Source organism: Plantactinospora sp. CA-294935 (assembly GCF_050936445.1).
Lineage (GTDB): Bacteria > Actinomycetota > Actinomycetes > Mycobacteriales > Micromonosporaceae > Plantactinospora.
Genome location: NZ_JBNJMU010000001.1, coordinates 9,127,003 through 9,141,549, shown reverse-complemented (window position 1 = coordinate 9,141,549; position 14,547 = coordinate 9,127,003). Strand labels below are relative to the sequence as shown.

Sequence of the window (14,547 nt, the reverse complement as noted above, 5' to 3'; positions counted from 1 at the left end):
CGCTGCCGGGCCGAGGGCCGGCGTGGGTTGCGCTACCAGCTCCAGCGCCAGAAGCGGCGCTCGTAGCGGACGACCAGGGTGCCGGCGGCGGTGCTGCCGGTGACGACGATGTGCGGGGCGGTCGAGCCGGGTTCGGGCGTGGACGGCACCTTGGCCGTCGCCGTGCCGGCGCTCGTGTTGACCCCGTCGATGTTGGCGGTCGCGCCGGCCGGCAACACGATGACCGTCGAGCCGGCCTGGGTGGCGAGGTTGACGTCGACCACCCGGTGCCTGATCACGGCGTGCCGCAGGTCGAGCTTGACCATGCCGGCCTTGCTGCGCACCACCAGCCGCCGGGGTACGGCCCAGCGGCCGGAGCGCTTGATCTCCCCGGCGAAGCTGGTCAGCTCGACGACCTCGTCGGGAGCGACGGTTGGGGCCACGGCCGGCAGGTCGGCGACGTAGGGCTGCACGTCGCCGTCGGTCCGGGCGCGTAGCACCCCGTCGACGCGCTCCTCGAACTCGGGCAGGGTCAGCCGGCCCTCCGCGACCGCGGCGCTCAACCGGGCGACGACGCTCTCCCGCTCGGCGTCGGACAACCGCACCTCCCGCCTCGGCGGGACCACATCGCCACTCACCTCACCAACACTACGGTCCGGTCGGCAGGTACAGAAGCCCGGCCGGCTCAGTCGGGCGTTTCCCGCGTTCCCCGCGTCCGCGTCTCTCGCATCGGTTGTGCGGTGTTCGCGTCGTCGGCCGGGTCGAGCAGCTCGGTCAGGGTCAGTAGGGCCTCGACCGTCATGTTCCGCCGCCACGCCGTCTCGGTCAGCAGCCGCATAGCCGCGTAGAAGGGTTCCTTGTGGGTCAGTTCCTCCAGGCTCATCAGCCGTTCCTTCCTGGCGATCCGGTTACCGAGATCAGGGCCGGGCGCGGTGCTGGCCGGCCAGTTCGGAGGTGGTGGTACCGCAGCGTGGACACCACCGGGACTTGACCCTGAAGGCGAAGAGCCCGGCGCCGAAGCCGAGCAGTGTGCAGCCGACGACCGTGCAGAACAGGCGCAGCAGCATGGCGGCCTCCTGGATGGAGGGATGCCGGGCGGCTGGTTGCCGCCAGAGGGTCTACCCGGCATCCCGGGAACGGGACATCCGCCCGAGGGCGGGGGTGGCCACGGCGCGCCCCAGCAGGGGAGGTGCGCGGCGCGCCGTGGCCGGTACGGGCCAATCACGGTGTGACCGGGGCCGTACTGTGGGTCATGTTGCTGGAGCGTCATGCACGAACGCAAGGCTTGCGAAGCCCCGCACTGTTCACATCGCGCGGCTTTTCCATTGCCTTGCAAACGCAAGCCACCTGAGACTGGAGAGGAGCGAAGGAGCATGAACGTGGCGGCACGAAAGCAACCGCCGACCGTCAGACTGCGCCGACTGGCGGCGGAAATCCGCGCACTGCGACACGGCGCCGGTCTCACCCGGGAGGATGTCGCCGAGCGGACCCACATGAACCCGGCCACCCTCTGGCGCCTCGAAACGGCGCGGGCCCGCCCCCAGCGCCGAACCCTGCTCGGGTTGCTCGACGTTTACGGCGTCACCGATCCGGAGCGCCGGGCCGAGCTGGTCGATCTTGCCAAGGATGCCGGACAGTTGGGCTGGTTGCAGGCGTACGAGGACCAGTTGCCCGACGAATACAGCACCTACATCTCGTTCGAGTCCGAGGCCCAGTCGGTCCGCAACTACGAGTCGCTGTTCGTCCCCGGCCTGCTCCAGACCGAGGCGTACGCCCGAGCCGTCACCGCCGGGCTCTTACCGGACGGCACGGAGGCGGAGGTTGAACGGCGAGTCGAGGCGCGGCTCAGGCGCCAGGAGTCGATCAGCAAGGCCGAACCGCTCAAGGTGTGGGCGATTCTCGATGAGAGCGTGTTGCACCGCAAGGTCGGCGGGGCGGCTGTGATGCACGACCAGTTGCAGCACCTCGCCAAGCTCACCAAGCTGCCCAACATCACCGTTCAGGTACTGCCCTACGAGGTCGGCGCGCACCCGGGCATGTATGGCGCATTTGCCGTCATGAGTTTTCCAGATCCGGCCGATTCGGACCTGGTCTACATCGAGAACCGGGTCAACGCACTGTTCCTCGAACGCGACACCGACATTGCCAGTTACACCGATCTCTTCGAGCACCTACGCGCGGCAGCGCTCAATCCGGCGGCCTCGGTCCGCTTGATCACCCGTGCCGCCGAGCAGGATTGACGGAAGGAGGTGAAGAAGATGTACGACTTCGATCCGACCGATGCCGGGTGGCGTACGAGCAGTCGTTCGGGAGCCAACGGTAATTGTGTCGAGGTTGCCGACAACCTTGGGGCTGTTGTCGCGGTGCGGGACAGCAAGGACCGGAGTGGTCCTGTGCTGGCGTTCCGATCGGCTGCCTGGGCGACCTTCACGACGTCGCTGAAGGACGGGACGCATCCGGCGTAACCCATACCGGGCGCGAATCGGCGGCCCTTCCGAACCACGTAGGAGGGGCCGCCGAGCCATGCACCGCACACCGCTGGCGATAGCCACTTTTTTGTGCGTACTTGTCGGTCCGGCACTGCCGGACGACTCTGGTCGTGGGCGGTCGGACGGCCGCCGGGATCCGGATCGACGGGAGGTCGGCGGTGTGTCAGGAGGCCGACGACTGAACCTTTTTCAACCTGAACCGCGCGGCGCTCGCGCACCGCGTCCGACCTTGCGGTCCACCGCACCGCAAGGCGAGGTTGAAAAGGTTCACTGGGCGGCGTGCAGCCCGTCCAAACGGCGGTGCCCCCAGTCGGAGAGCGGCGCCAACGCCTCGGCGAGGTCGCGGCCGAACGGGGTCAGCGAATAGACGGTCTTCAGCGGCAGTACGTCGTGCACCTCGCGGTGCACCAGCCCGTCGCTCTCCATCTCGCGTAGCGCCTGGGTCAGCACCTTCTCGGTGAGGCCCGGCAGCCGCCGGCGCAGTTCGGCGGGGCGGTGCGGGCCGGATTCCAGCAGCCAGAGCAGCGAAGTCTTCCACTTGCCGTCGATCACGGCGATCGCGGCGGTCACTCCGCAGACGTTCAGGTCCCGGGCACGACTGCGTGTCATCTGCGTCCTCTTTACCCCAGTTCACACTATTCAGGAGTACAGGTATGTCCTCACACCTCGAACAGTCCGCTGTCACGGTACTCGGTCTCGGACCGATGGGCCGGGCCCTGGCCGGCGCGTTCCTGGACGCCGGCCTGCCGACCACGGTCTGGAACCGGACTCCCGGCCGGGGAACCGCGCTGGTCGAGCGGGGCGCGGTCGGCGCCGGCTCGGCGGCGGAGGCGGTCGCCGCGAGCGACCTGACGGTGGTCTGCGTGGTGAACAACGACGCGGTGGACGCCATCCTCCGGACCGACGCCGTCGCCGACGCGCTCAAGGGTCGTACGGTGGCGAACCTCAGCGCGGACACTCCCGGCCGGGCCCGGGACGTCGCGGCCTGGGCCGCCGAGCACGGCATCGGCTACCTGGACGGTGCGATCATGACGCCGACCACCACCATCGGCACTCCGCACGGGGTCTTCATCCACAGTGGTCCGAGCGATCTCTACCAGCGGCACCGGCCGGCACTGGAGCGGCTGGGCGGCACCCACACCCACGTCGGCGACGAGATCGGCCGGGCGGCGGCGTACGACATCGCCCTGCTGGACATCTTCTGGACCTCGATGGCGGGTTGGGCCCACGCGGTGGCGGTGGCCCGGGCGGAGGGGATCAACGCCCGGGAACTGGCGCCCTTCGCTGTGGGCATCGGCGCGATCCTGCCGGCGATCTTCGAGGGTACGGCGGCGCAGGTGGCGGACGGCAGCTACTCCGGCGAGGACAATCCGATCACGTCGGCGGCCTCGACCATGGCGCACGTCGTGCACACCTCGGAGGCGCACGGAATCGACGCCAGCGTGATGCGGGCGGTCGAGGGCCTGGCCCGCCGGGTGATCGGGCTGGGCCACGGCACGGACGGCTTTCTCCGGGTCGCCGAACTCCTCGGTCGCCGCTGAGGCGGGTGCCGAAGTCGGTGCCGGCGCCTGAACTGGCGCGAGGATCTTTCGGGCGTGGGAGGCCGGGGTGTGGCGAGGTCTCCGGTAGAGGTTCGGCGAGCAGAACCGAAACCGGAGATCTCGTGGACACCTGACGGCGACGGCGCCGTTCGACCTGGCAGACCAGCTTCGATTCACGGCACACCCCTACTCGCCGGCCTGGACACGGGTGTTCTGGAAGGCCGCGATCAGCCAGCCGTCGGGGCCTTTGGTGGCCACGAAGGTCTGGATGGAATCCTCGCCCATTGGAACGATCTTGCCCCTGGTGTGGAAGATCGCGACATCGGCGGAGAGGAAGCGCAGGTCGACGATCCGCGCTTCGACCTTGCTGTTCTTCAACACACCGTCGAACGCGGGCTGCAGCAGGTCGACGATCGCCGGCCGGCCGGCAGCATGGATGCCGCGAAAGTCGATCAGATCGGCGTCGTCGGTGTGGTACGAGGCGTACGCCGCGGCGTCACCCCGCGCCCACGCCTCGTTGATCTTGTCGAGCAGTCCCCGAACCTCGGTCTCGTCGGCTCCGGACGCCGCTCCCGCGCCGACACTCGCAGACGGTGGCGCAGACCTGTCCCGGTCTCCGTTGTTGTCCGAGCCACAGGCGGCCAACGCGGCCACGGCGATGACCGACGCGACGACGAACTGACCGAACCGGAAGCGTCGTACGTGCATGACTGTCCACCTCCATTGACAAGTAGCGACGGCTTCTGCCGTCTGCCGCTCAGTCAAGCGATTCGCTGCTGCAAGCAGCAAGTTCTTACAGCAGCTATCCGGGGTAGATCAGGGTGCTCCCCTAGCGCCCTCCGGGAGACTCGTCAGAGGGCGGTCGCAGGGCCCGGCGCCCCCGGGTGGCGTGCTGCCGGCCCCCGGCCCGCAGGTTGACGGTCTCGGCACCGGCATCCCGGCGGCCCTGCCGCAGGAACTCGAGCAGGAACCGCAACTCGGCGTCGGAGTACTGGCTGATCTGCCGCTGCCAGCGGACGTTCAGCCGCTCGTAGTACCCGGCGACCCGCGCGACCTGCTCCGGAACCACATGGATCACGACCCGCCGACGGTCCGCCGGGTCCGGCTCCCGCCGCACGTATCCGCCACGTTCGAGCCGGTCCACGAGCCGGGTCACCGCACTCGTGGTCATTCCCATCAGATCGGCCAGCCGCCTGACCCCGGCCGGTCCGGTCTCCAACAGTGCGGCCAGCCCGTGCACATCGGAAACCGACATGTCGAGCTGATGAGCGACCGCAACCTGAAATCGCACCGCGGCGGAGATGTAGCGCGGCATCTCCTCCACCAACCCACCGATCAGCTCATCCCGGCCCTCCACCGTCCACCCCTTCCGACTCCGGCCCCATGGCCATCGCCTCGACCGTAACGATCAAAGGACCGACAACCAGCACGGCCCGGCGTACCAGCGGAAGTGTCGTGCACGCCGGTGACACGTCGCCGACAGTCGACCGCGCCGATCGCGGAGAGGACGTCTCGGCAAGGATAATTCCGGTGATCTTGGTGTAAGAGCGCTGAAAGGTCGGCGAAAGGCAGGGATGCGTATAAATAGCTGGGCAGCTTGCGCGGACGTACAGAGGTCGTCCGCACTGGAAGCGAGCGGCTGGCCCGAACCGAAGGAGGACGGATGTCAAGGCACGAATGGCGAGCTGGGGGTGCGGTGGTAACAGGCCGACGAGCCTGTCCGATCCGGACCGGTCGGGCCACTTGACGTCGAGCGGCCCGCACAGTCCTCTCCTCATCCGGTCACGCGGGCTTGTTCATGGCTGCGGGCCAAGTCCAGGTCACCGTATCCGGCGGCGAGTCCGGGCTCAGCGCGGGACGGTGTAGGCCAGTGGCAGTGGGGTCGGCTGGCCGGGCCAGGTGGCGGTCAGTGTGCCGCCGATCGGCGTGCCGCCGGTCAGCCCGTCGTCCCCGGCTCCGGGACGGCGGGCGACGGCGAGTTCCACGGCGTCCGTGACGATGGTCGTGCGCCCGTCGTCCTCGACCACCCGACGGATGACGTGTACCGACGGCACGGTGCTGCCAGGGGTGCCGCTGCCGGTCACGGTCATGCTCGGCTCGCGGAACTCGCGTACCCCGTCGACCTCGAAGAACTCCTCCGCCTGACCGCTGCCGGTGACGATCGCGCCGGCCAGTGCGCTGGCATAGACCGGGTCGCCGCAGGCGTCGTACACCCAGCGGCGGCCGAGCACCGAGTGCTCGGTGGTACCGATCAGCCAGTCGTCGCCGCCGGGCAGGGATCCGGCGCGGTAGCTCAGCGGAACCTGGTGCACCGGCCCGTCACCGGACCTGACGAGCATGGTCTCGATCCCGACCGCTCCGTCCGGGTCGTCGAACCGGAAGCTCGCGACGCGGACGACGTGGGCGGGGGCCGACCCTTGGTACCAGCGCCGGCCGGGCAGCCAGTCCGCCAGGAGTTCGAGTTTGCCGGGATGCAGTTGGGCCCGGTGCAGCAGCGCCATGCACAAGATCGTAACCCGCTCGGGCCGGAGATTGGCCGGCGGCGGGGCCCTCTGCACGGCGCCGACGGTGGCAGCATAGGAGGCAGCCCGGACACGCTCCGGCTGCCGGGCGTCCACTCGTCGGATGGGGGAGCCGATGTCGACCGCCGTTGCCAATCCCTTCGGGTCCACCGCCGACCTGCACCGGGTGCTCGCCGAGCTGCGCCGGGACAGCCCGGTCGTGGAGGTCGCGCTGCCGACCGGCGCCACCGCGTGGGTCGTCACCCGCTACGAGGACGCCCAGCGGGCCCTGAGCGACCCGAGGCTGGCCAAGACCACCTCGGCGGGCGGGTTCAGCTATCGGGGAATGGTTCCGGACGACGTGGCCCGGGCGGTGGGCCGGCACATGCTGGCGCAGAACCCGCCCGACCACACCCGGCTGCGTCGGCTGGTCTCCGGCGCGTTCACCGCACGTCGGGTGGCCGCGCTGCGCCCCCGCATCGAGGAACTGGCCGAGCAGTTGCTCGACGGCATCGCCGACGCCGAGCAGGTGGACCTGATCGACCGCTTCGCCTTTCCGCTGCCGATCCAGGTGATCTGCGAGCTGCTCGGGGTACCGGCCGAGGACCAGGCCGACTTCCGGAGCTGGACGGACGCGATCGTCACCGGCCCGATGAATCCGGCCGGGCTGCCGCCCGCGCTGACCGCGATCGTCGGTTACATCCGTACGCTGCTGGCGGCCAAGCGCGAGCGGCCGGCCGGCGACCTGCTCTCCGCGCTGATCGCGGTACACGAGCAGGGCGACCGGCTCACCGACGACGAACTCGTCTCGATGGTCTACCTGTTCCTGATCGCCGGGCACGAGACCACGGTCAACCTGATCGGCAACGGCATGCTGTTGCTGTTGGCCGAGCCGCAGCGGTGGGCCCGGGTGGTGGCCGAGCCGGAGCTGCTGCCCGGGACGATCGAGGAGGTGTTGCGCTACGAGGGCCCGGTGCAGAACGCCTCGTTCCGGACCGCGACGGAACCGGTCGAGCTGGGCGGCCGGACCATCCCCGAGGGCGCGTCGGTGCTGGTGGCCCTGCTGTCGGCGAACCGGGATCCGGACCGGTTCCCCGAGCCGGACCGGTTGGACCTGGACCGGCCACCCACCCCCAACCTCGCCTTCGGGCACGGCATCCACTACTGCCTCGGCGCACCGCTGGCCCGGCTGGAGGGGCAGATCGCCTTCGGCGCGCTGGCCCGCCGGTTTCCCGACATGCGCCTGGCGGTGCCGCCGGAGGAGATCGGCTGGCGGTCCAGCCTGCTGCTCCGTGGCCTCTCCGGGCTGCCGGTCAGGCCGCGCGGCTGACCGGGTCCGTTCGGCCAGGCTGTGACCGGGTCCTTCTGGTCAGGGCGCGCGGCCTGACCGGGTCACAGCACCTGGGAGAGGAACTGCCCGAGCCGAGCGCTCCGCGGATCCTCGAAGAGCTGCGCGGGCGGGCCGGCCTCGACCACCCGGCCCCGGTCGAGGAAGACGACCTGGTCGGCGACCTGCCGGGCGAAGCCCATCTCGTGGGTGACGACCAGCATCGTCATGCCCTGGTCGGCCAGCTCCGCCATCAGCGAGAGCACGCCCTTGACGAGTTCGGGGTCGAGGGCCGAGGTCGCCTCGTCGAAGAGCATCACCCGGGGGGACATCGCCAGTGCCCGGGCGATGGCCACCCGCTGCTGCTGGCCGCCGGAGAGCCGGCCGGGTCGGACGTCGGCCTTGTGTCGCAGTCCGACCAGGTCGAGCTGGCGCAGCGCCAGCTCGGTGGCCTCGTCCCGGGAGAGCCGCTTGAGCTGCCGGAGCGCGAGCGTGACGTTGCGCAGCACCGTCATGTGCGGGAAGAGGTTGAACTGCTGGAAGACCATGCCGATCCGCTGGCGCAGCGCGTCCGGGTCCTGGTCGAGCACGCTCACGCCGTCCAGCAGTACGTCGCCCCGGTCCGGCTCCAGCAGCCGGTTGACGACCCGCAGCAGGGTGGACTTCCCGGATCCGGACGGGCCGATGACGCAGGCGGTCTCGCCCCGGCCGACCTCCAGGTCGATGCCGCGCAGCACGTGGTGCCGGCCGAACGAGAGGTGTACGTCCCGGGTCGCGACGCTCACCGACTCGTACCCGGGACCGGTCCCGTCCCCGGTCGAGCCGGCCGGAGCCGCCGAACCGGCGGGCGGTGTGGCCTCGACGGCCGACGCCGACCGGACGGATGCGGTCGGACGGAGAGACTCAGGCATGCCGGGTTTCCCTTCCACCGGTCGGTAGCGCGGTCTCGCCGGCCAGCGCCACCGGATCGTCGGAGTCGGATTCCGGGCCACCGGCCCGGCCGTCGCGCAGCCGCCGGTCGACCCAGTTCACCAGGTGGGTGAGCGGCACGGTGATGACCAGGTAGAACAGCCCGGCGAGCAGCAACGCGGACTCGTTGCCGGTGTTCGCCGCGTAGTCCTGGCCGATCCGGAACAGTTCCCGCTGGCTGGCCACCAGGCCGAGGAAGTAGACCAGGCTGGAGTCCTTGATCAGTGCGATGAGCTGGTTGACCCAGGCCGGCAGGACCCGGCGTACGCCCTGCGGGATGATCACCAGGCGCATGGCGGCGCCGTGCGACAGGCCCAGGGCCCGGGTCGCCTCCAGTTGGCTGGCCTCCACGCTCTGGATGCCGGACCGGAAGATCTCCCCGATGTACGCCGCCGCGATCAGCGACAGCGCCAGGATGCCCAGCGGATACGGGTTGGGGCCCCACCAGGCGAGCCCGAGCGGCGCCAGCCCGACCCCGATCAGCAGGATGGTGACGGCGGCCGGCAGCCCCCGGAACACGTCGGTGTAGATCCGGGCCGGCCAGCGGAGCCAGCGGGTCCGGGCCAGCCCGGCCATCGCCAGCAGCATGCCGAGCAGCGTCCCCAGGATGGCGGAGAGCAGCGCCAGCAGCAGCGTGTTGGGCAGCCCGACCGTCAGCATCTCGGGCAGCGCCTCGCGCATCGACTCCAGGTCGAAGAAGGTCTCCCACAACGTCGCCAGGGTCTCCATGGCCTCACCTGTCTCGGGTCCGGAGCCGCCGGCCGGCCGCGCGGTGCGGTCGGCCGACGGCTGTCTGCGGTGCGGGCCGGGTCAGCTCGCCGGGGTGGCGGCCGGGCTCGTCGGACCGGCCTTGACCGGCGGGTACGTCACCGTGCCGCTGCCCGGCTTGAAGCTGGCCGGCACCGGCCGCCCCGGGTAGTACTGCTCCTGGAGGCGGGTCCAGGTGCCGTCCTCGATCACCTGGTCGAGCGCGGAGTCCAGCGCCTCGCGCAGCGGGTCGGCGCCCTTGGCCACCGCGAACGCGGTCGGCGCCGAGCTGAGCTGCTTCTCGGCCAGTACGATCTTGCCGCCACTCTCCTGCGCGGACTTCTCGCCGATCTCGGCGGGCGCGATCCAGGCGTCGGCGGTTTTCGCCTTGAGCTGGTTGATCGCGCCGTTGTAGTCGGGTACCCGGACCGGGTCCAGGCCCTCCTTGGTGGCGTAGTCGTCCTGCACGGTGCCCTGCACCACGACCACCCGCTTGCCCTTCAGCTCGCCGAAGCTCCTGATCGGCGAGCCGGCCGGTACGTCGAGTCCGAAGTAGCCGAAGTCGTACCCGTTGGTGAAGTCGACGGTCTTCTTCCGCGCCTCGGTGATGGTGATCGACGACGAGCCGGCGTCGAACTTGTGGTTGTTGACCTGGGCGAGCAGCGCGGAGAACTCGGTGCCGACGAACTCCACCTTGAGGCCCAGCCTGCCGGCGACGGCGGTCATCAGGTCGTTGTCGAAGCCGGTGAACTTCCCGTCCTTCAGATAGACGTTCGGCGGGGCGTCGGTCAGGGTGCCGACCCGCAGGGTGCCGGGTTGCAGCAGGTCGTACGGGTTGTCGGCGGCGTCGCCGGAGGAGGAGCCGCCGCACGCGGCGACCGCGCCGAACAGCGCGACGGCGGCGACTCCGGAGAGGAGACGGGTGGCGAGAGCGTTGATGCGCATTGTGCTGAAACTCCACGAAATATCCGGCGACGACGGGCCGACAACTGCCCCGACCGGTCAGGTCACGGGCAGTACGGGACGGCGTCGCTCAGGGGATGCTGACGAGATGGTCGGAGATCCGCCGACCGGCGGTCGCGGTCAGGCCGGGGCCCGACAGGTCAGGCCGTGGCCCGACAGAGCGCCGTGGCCCGACAGAGCATGGTGCTGGTCCGGCAGAGGTCGACGTGTCGACGCCACCGGTGCCAGGTGACATGCAGCCGGCTCGCCCGCCCGGCTCGGATGCTGCGCACTACGAAACCTCCATCGGTCCTGGCGGTAGCACCCGCACCCGCGTGGGGGGTTGCTGCGACGTCGACGAGCCAGGTCTCTCGGTCGCTCTGGATGGCCGGTGATCAGCCTACTCAACCGGGGCCCCGACGTTCCAACTGGTCAGGGCCGGGACGGCTGTGGTGCTCGCCACCTGGCACCGCCGAGGGGGACTTCCGGGGCCGGATGGGCCGCCGCCGCACGGCCCATCCGGTGGTCCGCTAACTGACCGTAATCGTCAGGTGACTCGACATGGTCGCCCCGGCGCTGTCGGTGACGGTCAGCCGGGCGGTGTAGGTGCCCGGCCGGGCGTACGGGTGGCTCGCCGACGCGCCGTGCACGACCGGAGTGTTGTCGCCGAAATCCCAGGCGCGGTCGGTGATCGTCCGCCCGGCCGCCGCGGTGGCCGTACCGGTGAACGCCACCGACAGCGGCGCGGTCCCGGTGCGCGGGGTGGCGGCGACCGAGACGCTGCCACCGGTCTCCCGCTTCACGCCCGCCCCGTTGAACCGCAACCAGTCCAGCGAGAGCAGGTCGGGGGTGCCACCGGTCTGCGCCGGGTCGACGAAGACCAGATAGAGGGCGAAGGTCCCGCCCGGGTCGGCCAGGTTGACCGTCGGGGAGACGACGTTGTCCCAGCCGCCGGTGCTGCCGACCGGCATCGTGCCGAGCAACTGCCCGGTCGGCGAACCGGCCCGGAACTCGATGGTGCCGCCGCTGCTGCCCGAGCTGACCCCGGCGGTGACCGAGCCGATCCCGGTCAGGTTCACCGGACCGAAGCTGATCCACTCGCCGTGGTCGATGTCGCCGACCCGCCGCCCGGCCCGGGCCGTCGCCCGGTCCAGCACCTGGATCCCGTTCGAGGCGTCGAAGTGCTCCGCCTCCTTGCTCTTGGTCTGCAACTCGTGCCGGACCGAACCGACCAGCGCCGGCACCCCGCCGGGGCCGCCGCCGTCGGTGTACTGGGCGGTCAGCACCGTGTAGAGGTTCTGGCCCGGCCCGTGCCCGTCCCCGCCGGCCGGCTCGGTGCCGAGCATGCCGGAGCAGCCGAGGTAGTTGTCCATCGGGTGGCTGTGGCTGTCGTGCCCGAGCTGGGTCTGGGTGACCACCCGGGCACAGTCGACGCTGCTCTCCTCCGGGTCGGTGACCGTGACCGCGTACGGGATCTGGTCGCCGAAGTCGAAGAAGCCGCCGTTCGGCACGTTCAGCCCGACCGTCGGCCGGGTGTTGCCGACCGTGATCTGCACGGTCGCCACCGAACTGAGCCCGCCCGTGCTGCTCACCGTCAGCCGGGCGGTGAACCGGCCCCGGTCGGCGTACGTGTGCGTCGGGTTCGCCGCCGTCGAGTCGGTGTCACCGTCGCCGTCGAGATCCCAGGCGTACGTGATCGGCGAGCCGTCGCCGGAGGCCGAGCCGGCGCTGGAGAACCGGACCGTCAGCGGCCCCGGGCCGTTGTCCCGGTCCACGGTCAGCTTCGCCACCGGCGGGCGGCCGTTCGCCACGTAGTCGATCCGGTAGATCCCGGCCCCCTCGTTGCTGCCGCCCCGGCCACTGCCGCTGCCCACGCCGAAGTCGATGACGTAGAGCGAGCCGTCCGGGCCGAACTCCGCCTCGAAGGGCTGGATCCAGCTCATGTCGCCGAAGATCCCGTTGATCGACTGGAGGTCGCCGACCCGGGTCGGCCCGAACCTCGGGTCGGTGAAGGTCTGCGCGGTGTCGTGCGTCGACAGGGTCTTCCACCACTGCCGGGTCAGTTCGTAGACGATCCACTTGCCCTCGTAGTACTCCGGGAACTTCGTCGGCCTGGGGTTGGCCGGGTCGAAGTCGTAGACCGGGCCGCTCATCGGGCCACCGCCGCCGGTGCCCAGCTCGGGGAAGCGGGCCGAGGCGGAGTAGGCGTACCAGACCAGGGCCGAGCGGGCCGCCGGCAGGTTGCTCAGCCCGGTGTTGTTGGGGGAGTTGTTCACCAGGGCGGCGCAGTCGAACTTCGGGCCCGGGGTCGAGGTGGCGAAGTTGTAGTCGTTGAACGGCACGTTGTCACCGGTGCAGTACGGCCAGCCGTAGTTGCCGGCGCTGGTGATCCGGTTGAACTCGACCGTCCCCTCCGGACCCCGGTTCGGGTCGGCGGCCCGGGCGTCCGGCCCGTAGTCGGCGACCAGCAGCGCGTCGGTCAGCGGGTCGACGGTGATCCGGAACGGGTTGCGCATCCCCATCGCGTAGATCTCGGCGCGGGTCCGGGCGGTACCCGGGGCGAAGAGGTTCCCGCTCGGCACCGCGTACGTGCCGTCGGGGCGGGGTGTGATGCGCAGGATCTTGCCCCGCAGGTCGTTGGTGTTCCCGGCGGTCGCCTGCGCGTCCCAGGCCCGCCGGCCGGCCCGCTCGTCGATCGGGGTGTAGCCGCTGGACTCGAAGGGGTCGGTGTTGTCGCCGATCCCGGCGTAGAGGTTGCCGTGCCGGTCCATGGTCAGCGAGCCGCCCATGTGCGAGTTGGCCCGCCCCTCGCCCCGGTAGGTGGGGATGGTCAGCAACCGTTTCTCGCTGCTCATCGCGATCGCGTCGTCCGCGACCGTGAACCGGGACAGGTTGAGCTGGTTGGCGGTCTTGTCCGACCAGAGCAGATAGATCCAGTTGTTGGTGCCGAAGTTGTTGTCCAGGGTCATTCCGAGCAGCCCGTCGGACTGGCTGGTCTGGGTCGGGCTGTAGGCGAAGTCGATCAGCGTGCGGACGGCCAGCGTCTCCTGGTCGATCACCTTGACCGCGCCGGTCCGCTGGATGTAGAAGACCCGCCGGTCCGGCGCCACGGCCAGCTCGAACGGGTCGGCCAGGTCCGCGCTGACCAGCGGTACCCGCTGGAAGTTGCCGGTCCGGGTGGCCCCGCAGTCGCCGGGGACCGCCCCGGCCGCCCACTCGACGCCGCCGCGCAGGTGGGCCAGGAAGGCCGGCTCGGCAAAGGCGGAGCTGGCGTGCCCGCCGGCGGTGAACCAGGAGCGGCCGCCGTCGTAGTTCTGGCACCACGAGTACGCGTGGTCGTGCCCCTCGTCCATCCCCGGGATGCCGTCCCGGACCTTGATCTGGGCGAGCGTGTGCACCCGGCCGGTCGGGTTGGTGCGCCAGTTGTACCACTCCTCGCCGCGCTCCCACAGCTCCGGCAGGTCCTTCGTGGACGGATGCGCCCCGTCCAGCACCTTGATCCGGCCCGGGTAGGTGCCGCCGGTCGAGGAGAAGGCGGGATGGAAGTCGAAGATGGTGCCGACCAGGCCCTCGTACCAGGCCCAGTCGCGTTCGCTGGCCGAGGCGGCGTGCAGGCCGACCCAGCCGCCGCCGGCCCGGACGAAGTTCTGCAACGCGACCCGCTGTGCGGCGTCGAGCAGGTCGCCGGACTCCGGGGTGGAATTGGTGTTGTTGAAGACCAGTACGTCGAACCGGCCGAGGTTGGCGTCGGTGAACGCCGCGGCGTCGGTGGTCGCCTCGACCTCGAAGTTGTGCTCGGCGCCGAGTCGTTGGATCGCGGCGATGCCGGCCGGGATCGAGTCGTGGTAGTAGTTCGTGGTCTTGGAGAAGACCAGGACCCGGAACCGGGCCGCGGCCGAGGCGGGGACGGGGGCCGTGCCCAGCAGCAGGGTCACGATCGCGAGCAGGGCGAGGGTGGTCGTGCGGTGGCGTCTCATACGGGCGCTCCCGGACTCAGGAAACGGGAAAAATGCCGCCGCCGACCTGGTGAGCCTACGTGAGCCGATTCGGGC

Annotated in this window: 16 protein-coding genes and 1 riboswitch; of the genes, 4 read left to right on the top strand and 12 right to left on the bottom strand. The window is 70.4% G+C overall.

Annotated features, from left to right (window positions below; genetic code table 11):
* Positions 1 to 32 precede the first annotated feature (32 nt).
* From ACQEVC_RS39710 to ACQEVC_RS39700, 3 genes are read right to left on the bottom strand one after another with little or no spacing between them, the layout of a single operon-like run.
* Entirely contained in the window at positions 33 to 617 is a 585-nt protein-coding gene (locus ACQEVC_RS39710) for a DUF1707 SHOCT-like domain-containing protein (protein ID WP_318401163.1), read from the bottom strand.
* A 47-nt stretch (positions 618 to 664) separates the two neighbouring features.
* A complete protein-coding gene (locus ACQEVC_RS39705) occupies positions 665 to 862 on the bottom strand; it encodes a hypothetical protein (protein ID WP_318401164.1) in 198 nt (65 codons plus the stop codon).
* 34 nt (positions 863 to 896) lie between these two features.
* Positions 897 to 1,046 (bottom strand): hypothetical protein, encoded by a 150-nt coding sequence (locus ACQEVC_RS39700; protein WP_432888728.1) that lies wholly within the window; start codon positions 1,044 to 1,046, stop codon positions 897 to 899.
* A gap of 306 nt (positions 1,047 to 1,352) precedes the next feature.
* On the opposite strand from ACQEVC_RS39700, the gene ACQEVC_RS39695 reads away from it, so the two are divergent.
* Positions 1,353 to 2,219, top strand: coding sequence for a helix-turn-helix domain-containing protein (locus ACQEVC_RS39695; protein ID WP_432891967.1), 867 nt, complete (start codon positions 1,353 to 1,355; stop codon positions 2,217 to 2,219).
* A gap of 18 nt (positions 2,220 to 2,237) precedes the next feature.
* Entirely contained in the window at positions 2,238 to 2,444 is a 207-nt protein-coding gene (locus tag ACQEVC_RS39690; RefSeq protein WP_432891964.1) for a DUF397 domain-containing protein, read from the top strand.
* Positions 2,445 to 2,735: 291 nt separating this feature from the next.
* Here ACQEVC_RS39690 and ACQEVC_RS39685 read toward each other — a convergent pair whose 3' ends face one another.
* The gene (locus ACQEVC_RS39685) at positions 2,736 to 3,077 is read right to left on the bottom strand and encodes a winged helix-turn-helix transcriptional regulator (protein ID WP_318401171.1); all 342 of its coding nucleotides are present in this window, start codon (positions 3,075 to 3,077) and stop codon (positions 2,736 to 2,738) included.
* Positions 3,078 to 3,121: 44 nt separating this feature from the next.
* Here ACQEVC_RS39685 and ACQEVC_RS39680 point away from each other — a divergent pair, with 44 nt between their 5' ends.
* On the top strand, positions 3,122 to 4,009 hold the full coding sequence (locus ACQEVC_RS39680; protein ID WP_432888725.1) for an NAD(P)-dependent oxidoreductase: 888 nt from the start codon (positions 3,122 to 3,124) through the stop codon (positions 4,007 to 4,009).
* A gap of 186 nt (positions 4,010 to 4,195) precedes the next feature.
* On the opposite strand, the gene ACQEVC_RS39675 is transcribed toward ACQEVC_RS39680, so the two are convergent.
* From ACQEVC_RS39675 to ACQEVC_RS39665, 3 genes are all read right to left on the bottom strand, one after another.
* Complete coding sequence (locus tag ACQEVC_RS39675; RefSeq protein ID WP_432888723.1) at positions 4,196 to 4,774, bottom strand: SgcJ/EcaC family oxidoreductase; 579 nt, start codon at positions 4,772 to 4,774, stop codon at positions 4,196 to 4,198.
* 64 nt (positions 4,775 to 4,838) lie between these two features.
* Positions 4,839 to 5,366 (bottom strand): MarR family winged helix-turn-helix transcriptional regulator, encoded by a 528-nt coding sequence (locus tag ACQEVC_RS39670; protein ID WP_432888721.1) that lies wholly within the window; start codon positions 5,364 to 5,366, stop codon positions 4,839 to 4,841.
* A gap of 490 nt (positions 5,367 to 5,856) precedes the next feature.
* The gene (locus ACQEVC_RS39665) at positions 5,857 to 6,510 is read right to left on the bottom strand and encodes a CG0192-related protein (RefSeq protein WP_432888719.1); all 654 of its coding nucleotides are present in this window, start codon (positions 6,508 to 6,510) and stop codon (positions 5,857 to 5,859) included.
* Between the two features lie 124 nt (positions 6,511 to 6,634).
* On the opposite strand from ACQEVC_RS39665, the gene ACQEVC_RS39660 reads away from it, so the two are divergent.
* The gene (locus ACQEVC_RS39660; protein WP_432888717.1) at positions 6,635 to 7,840 is read left to right on the top strand and encodes a cytochrome P450 family protein; all 1,206 of its coding nucleotides are present in this window, start codon (positions 6,635 to 6,637) and stop codon (positions 7,838 to 7,840) included.
* A 62-nt stretch (positions 7,841 to 7,902) separates the two neighbouring features.
* Here ACQEVC_RS39660 and ACQEVC_RS39655 read toward each other — a convergent pair whose 3' ends face one another.
* The 5 genes from ACQEVC_RS39655 to ACQEVC_RS39635 form a co-directional block, all read right to left on the bottom strand.
* Complete coding sequence (locus tag ACQEVC_RS39655; RefSeq protein ID WP_432888715.1) at positions 7,903 to 8,748, bottom strand: amino acid ABC transporter ATP-binding protein; 846 nt, start codon at positions 8,746 to 8,748, stop codon at positions 7,903 to 7,905.
* Positions 8,741 to 9,535: an amino acid ABC transporter permease gene (locus tag ACQEVC_RS39650; RefSeq protein WP_432888713.1), complete on the bottom strand. Its 795-nt coding sequence runs from the start codon at positions 9,533 to 9,535 to the stop codon at positions 8,741 to 8,743. Before ACQEVC_RS39650 ends, ACQEVC_RS39655 begins: the two co-directional genes overlap by 8 nt.
* A gap of 81 nt (positions 9,536 to 9,616) precedes the next feature.
* Entirely contained in the window at positions 9,617 to 10,498 is an 882-nt protein-coding gene (locus tag ACQEVC_RS39645; RefSeq protein ID WP_432888711.1) for an ABC transporter substrate-binding protein, read from the bottom strand.
* A gap of 158 nt (positions 10,499 to 10,656) precedes the next feature.
* The gene (locus ACQEVC_RS39640) at positions 10,657 to 10,788 is read right to left on the bottom strand and encodes a hypothetical protein (protein WP_432888709.1); all 132 of its coding nucleotides are present in this window, start codon (positions 10,786 to 10,788) and stop codon (positions 10,657 to 10,659) included.
* A gap of 7 nt (positions 10,789 to 10,795) precedes the next feature.
* Positions 10,796 to 10,886: riboswitch (SAM riboswitch) on the bottom strand.
* Positions 10,887 to 11,025: 139 nt separating this feature from the next.
* Complete coding sequence (locus ACQEVC_RS39635; RefSeq protein ID WP_432888707.1) at positions 11,026 to 14,472, bottom strand: ThuA domain-containing protein; 3,447 nt, start codon at positions 14,470 to 14,472, stop codon at positions 11,026 to 11,028.
* Between the last annotated feature and the right edge of the window lie 75 nt (positions 14,473 to 14,547).

What these genes read in the sequence shown, in the direction of transcription:
- ACQEVC_RS39705 (WP_318401164.1), bottom strand. Translation starts at nt 862, where the DNA reads ATGAGCCTGGAGGAACTGACCCACAAGGAACCCTTCTACGCGGCTATG.
- ACQEVC_RS39665 (WP_432888719.1), bottom strand. Translation starts at nt 6,510, where the DNA reads ATGGCGCTGCTGCACCGGGCCCAACTGCATCCCGGCAAACTCGAACTC.
- ACQEVC_RS39645 (WP_432888711.1), bottom strand. Translation starts at nt 10,498, where the DNA reads ATGCGCATCAACGCTCTCGCCACCCGTCTCCTCTCCGGAGTCGCCGCC.
- ACQEVC_RS39680 (WP_432888725.1), top strand. Translation starts at nt 3,122, where the DNA reads ATGTCCTCACACCTCGAACAGTCCGCTGTCACGGTACTCGGTCTCGGA.
- ACQEVC_RS39690 (WP_432891964.1), top strand. Translation starts at nt 2,238, where the DNA reads ATGTACGACTTCGATCCGACCGATGCCGGGTGGCGTACGAGCAGTCGT.
- ACQEVC_RS39655 (WP_432888715.1), bottom strand. Translation starts at nt 8,748, where the DNA reads ATGCCTGAGTCTCTCCGTCCGACCGCATCCGTCCGGTCGGCGTCGGCC.
- ACQEVC_RS39635 (WP_432888707.1), bottom strand. Translation starts at nt 14,472, where the DNA reads ATGAGACGCCACCGCACGACCACCCTCGCCCTGCTCGCGATCGTGACC.
- ACQEVC_RS39660 (WP_432888717.1), top strand. Translation starts at nt 6,635, where the DNA reads ATGGGGGAGCCGATGTCGACCGCCGTTGCCAATCCCTTCGGGTCCACC.
- ACQEVC_RS39700 (WP_432888728.1), bottom strand. Translation starts at nt 1,046, where the DNA reads ATGCTGCTGCGCCTGTTCTGCACGGTCGTCGGCTGCACACTGCTCGGC.
- ACQEVC_RS39685 (WP_318401171.1), bottom strand. Translation starts at nt 3,077, where the DNA reads ATGACACGCAGTCGTGCCCGGGACCTGAACGTCTGCGGAGTGACCGCC.
- ACQEVC_RS39695 (WP_432891967.1), top strand. Translation starts at nt 1,353, where the DNA reads ATGAACGTGGCGGCACGAAAGCAACCGCCGACCGTCAGACTGCGCCGA.
- ACQEVC_RS39650 (WP_432888713.1), bottom strand. Translation starts at nt 9,535, where the DNA reads ATGGAGACCCTGGCGACGTTGTGGGAGACCTTCTTCGACCTGGAGTCG.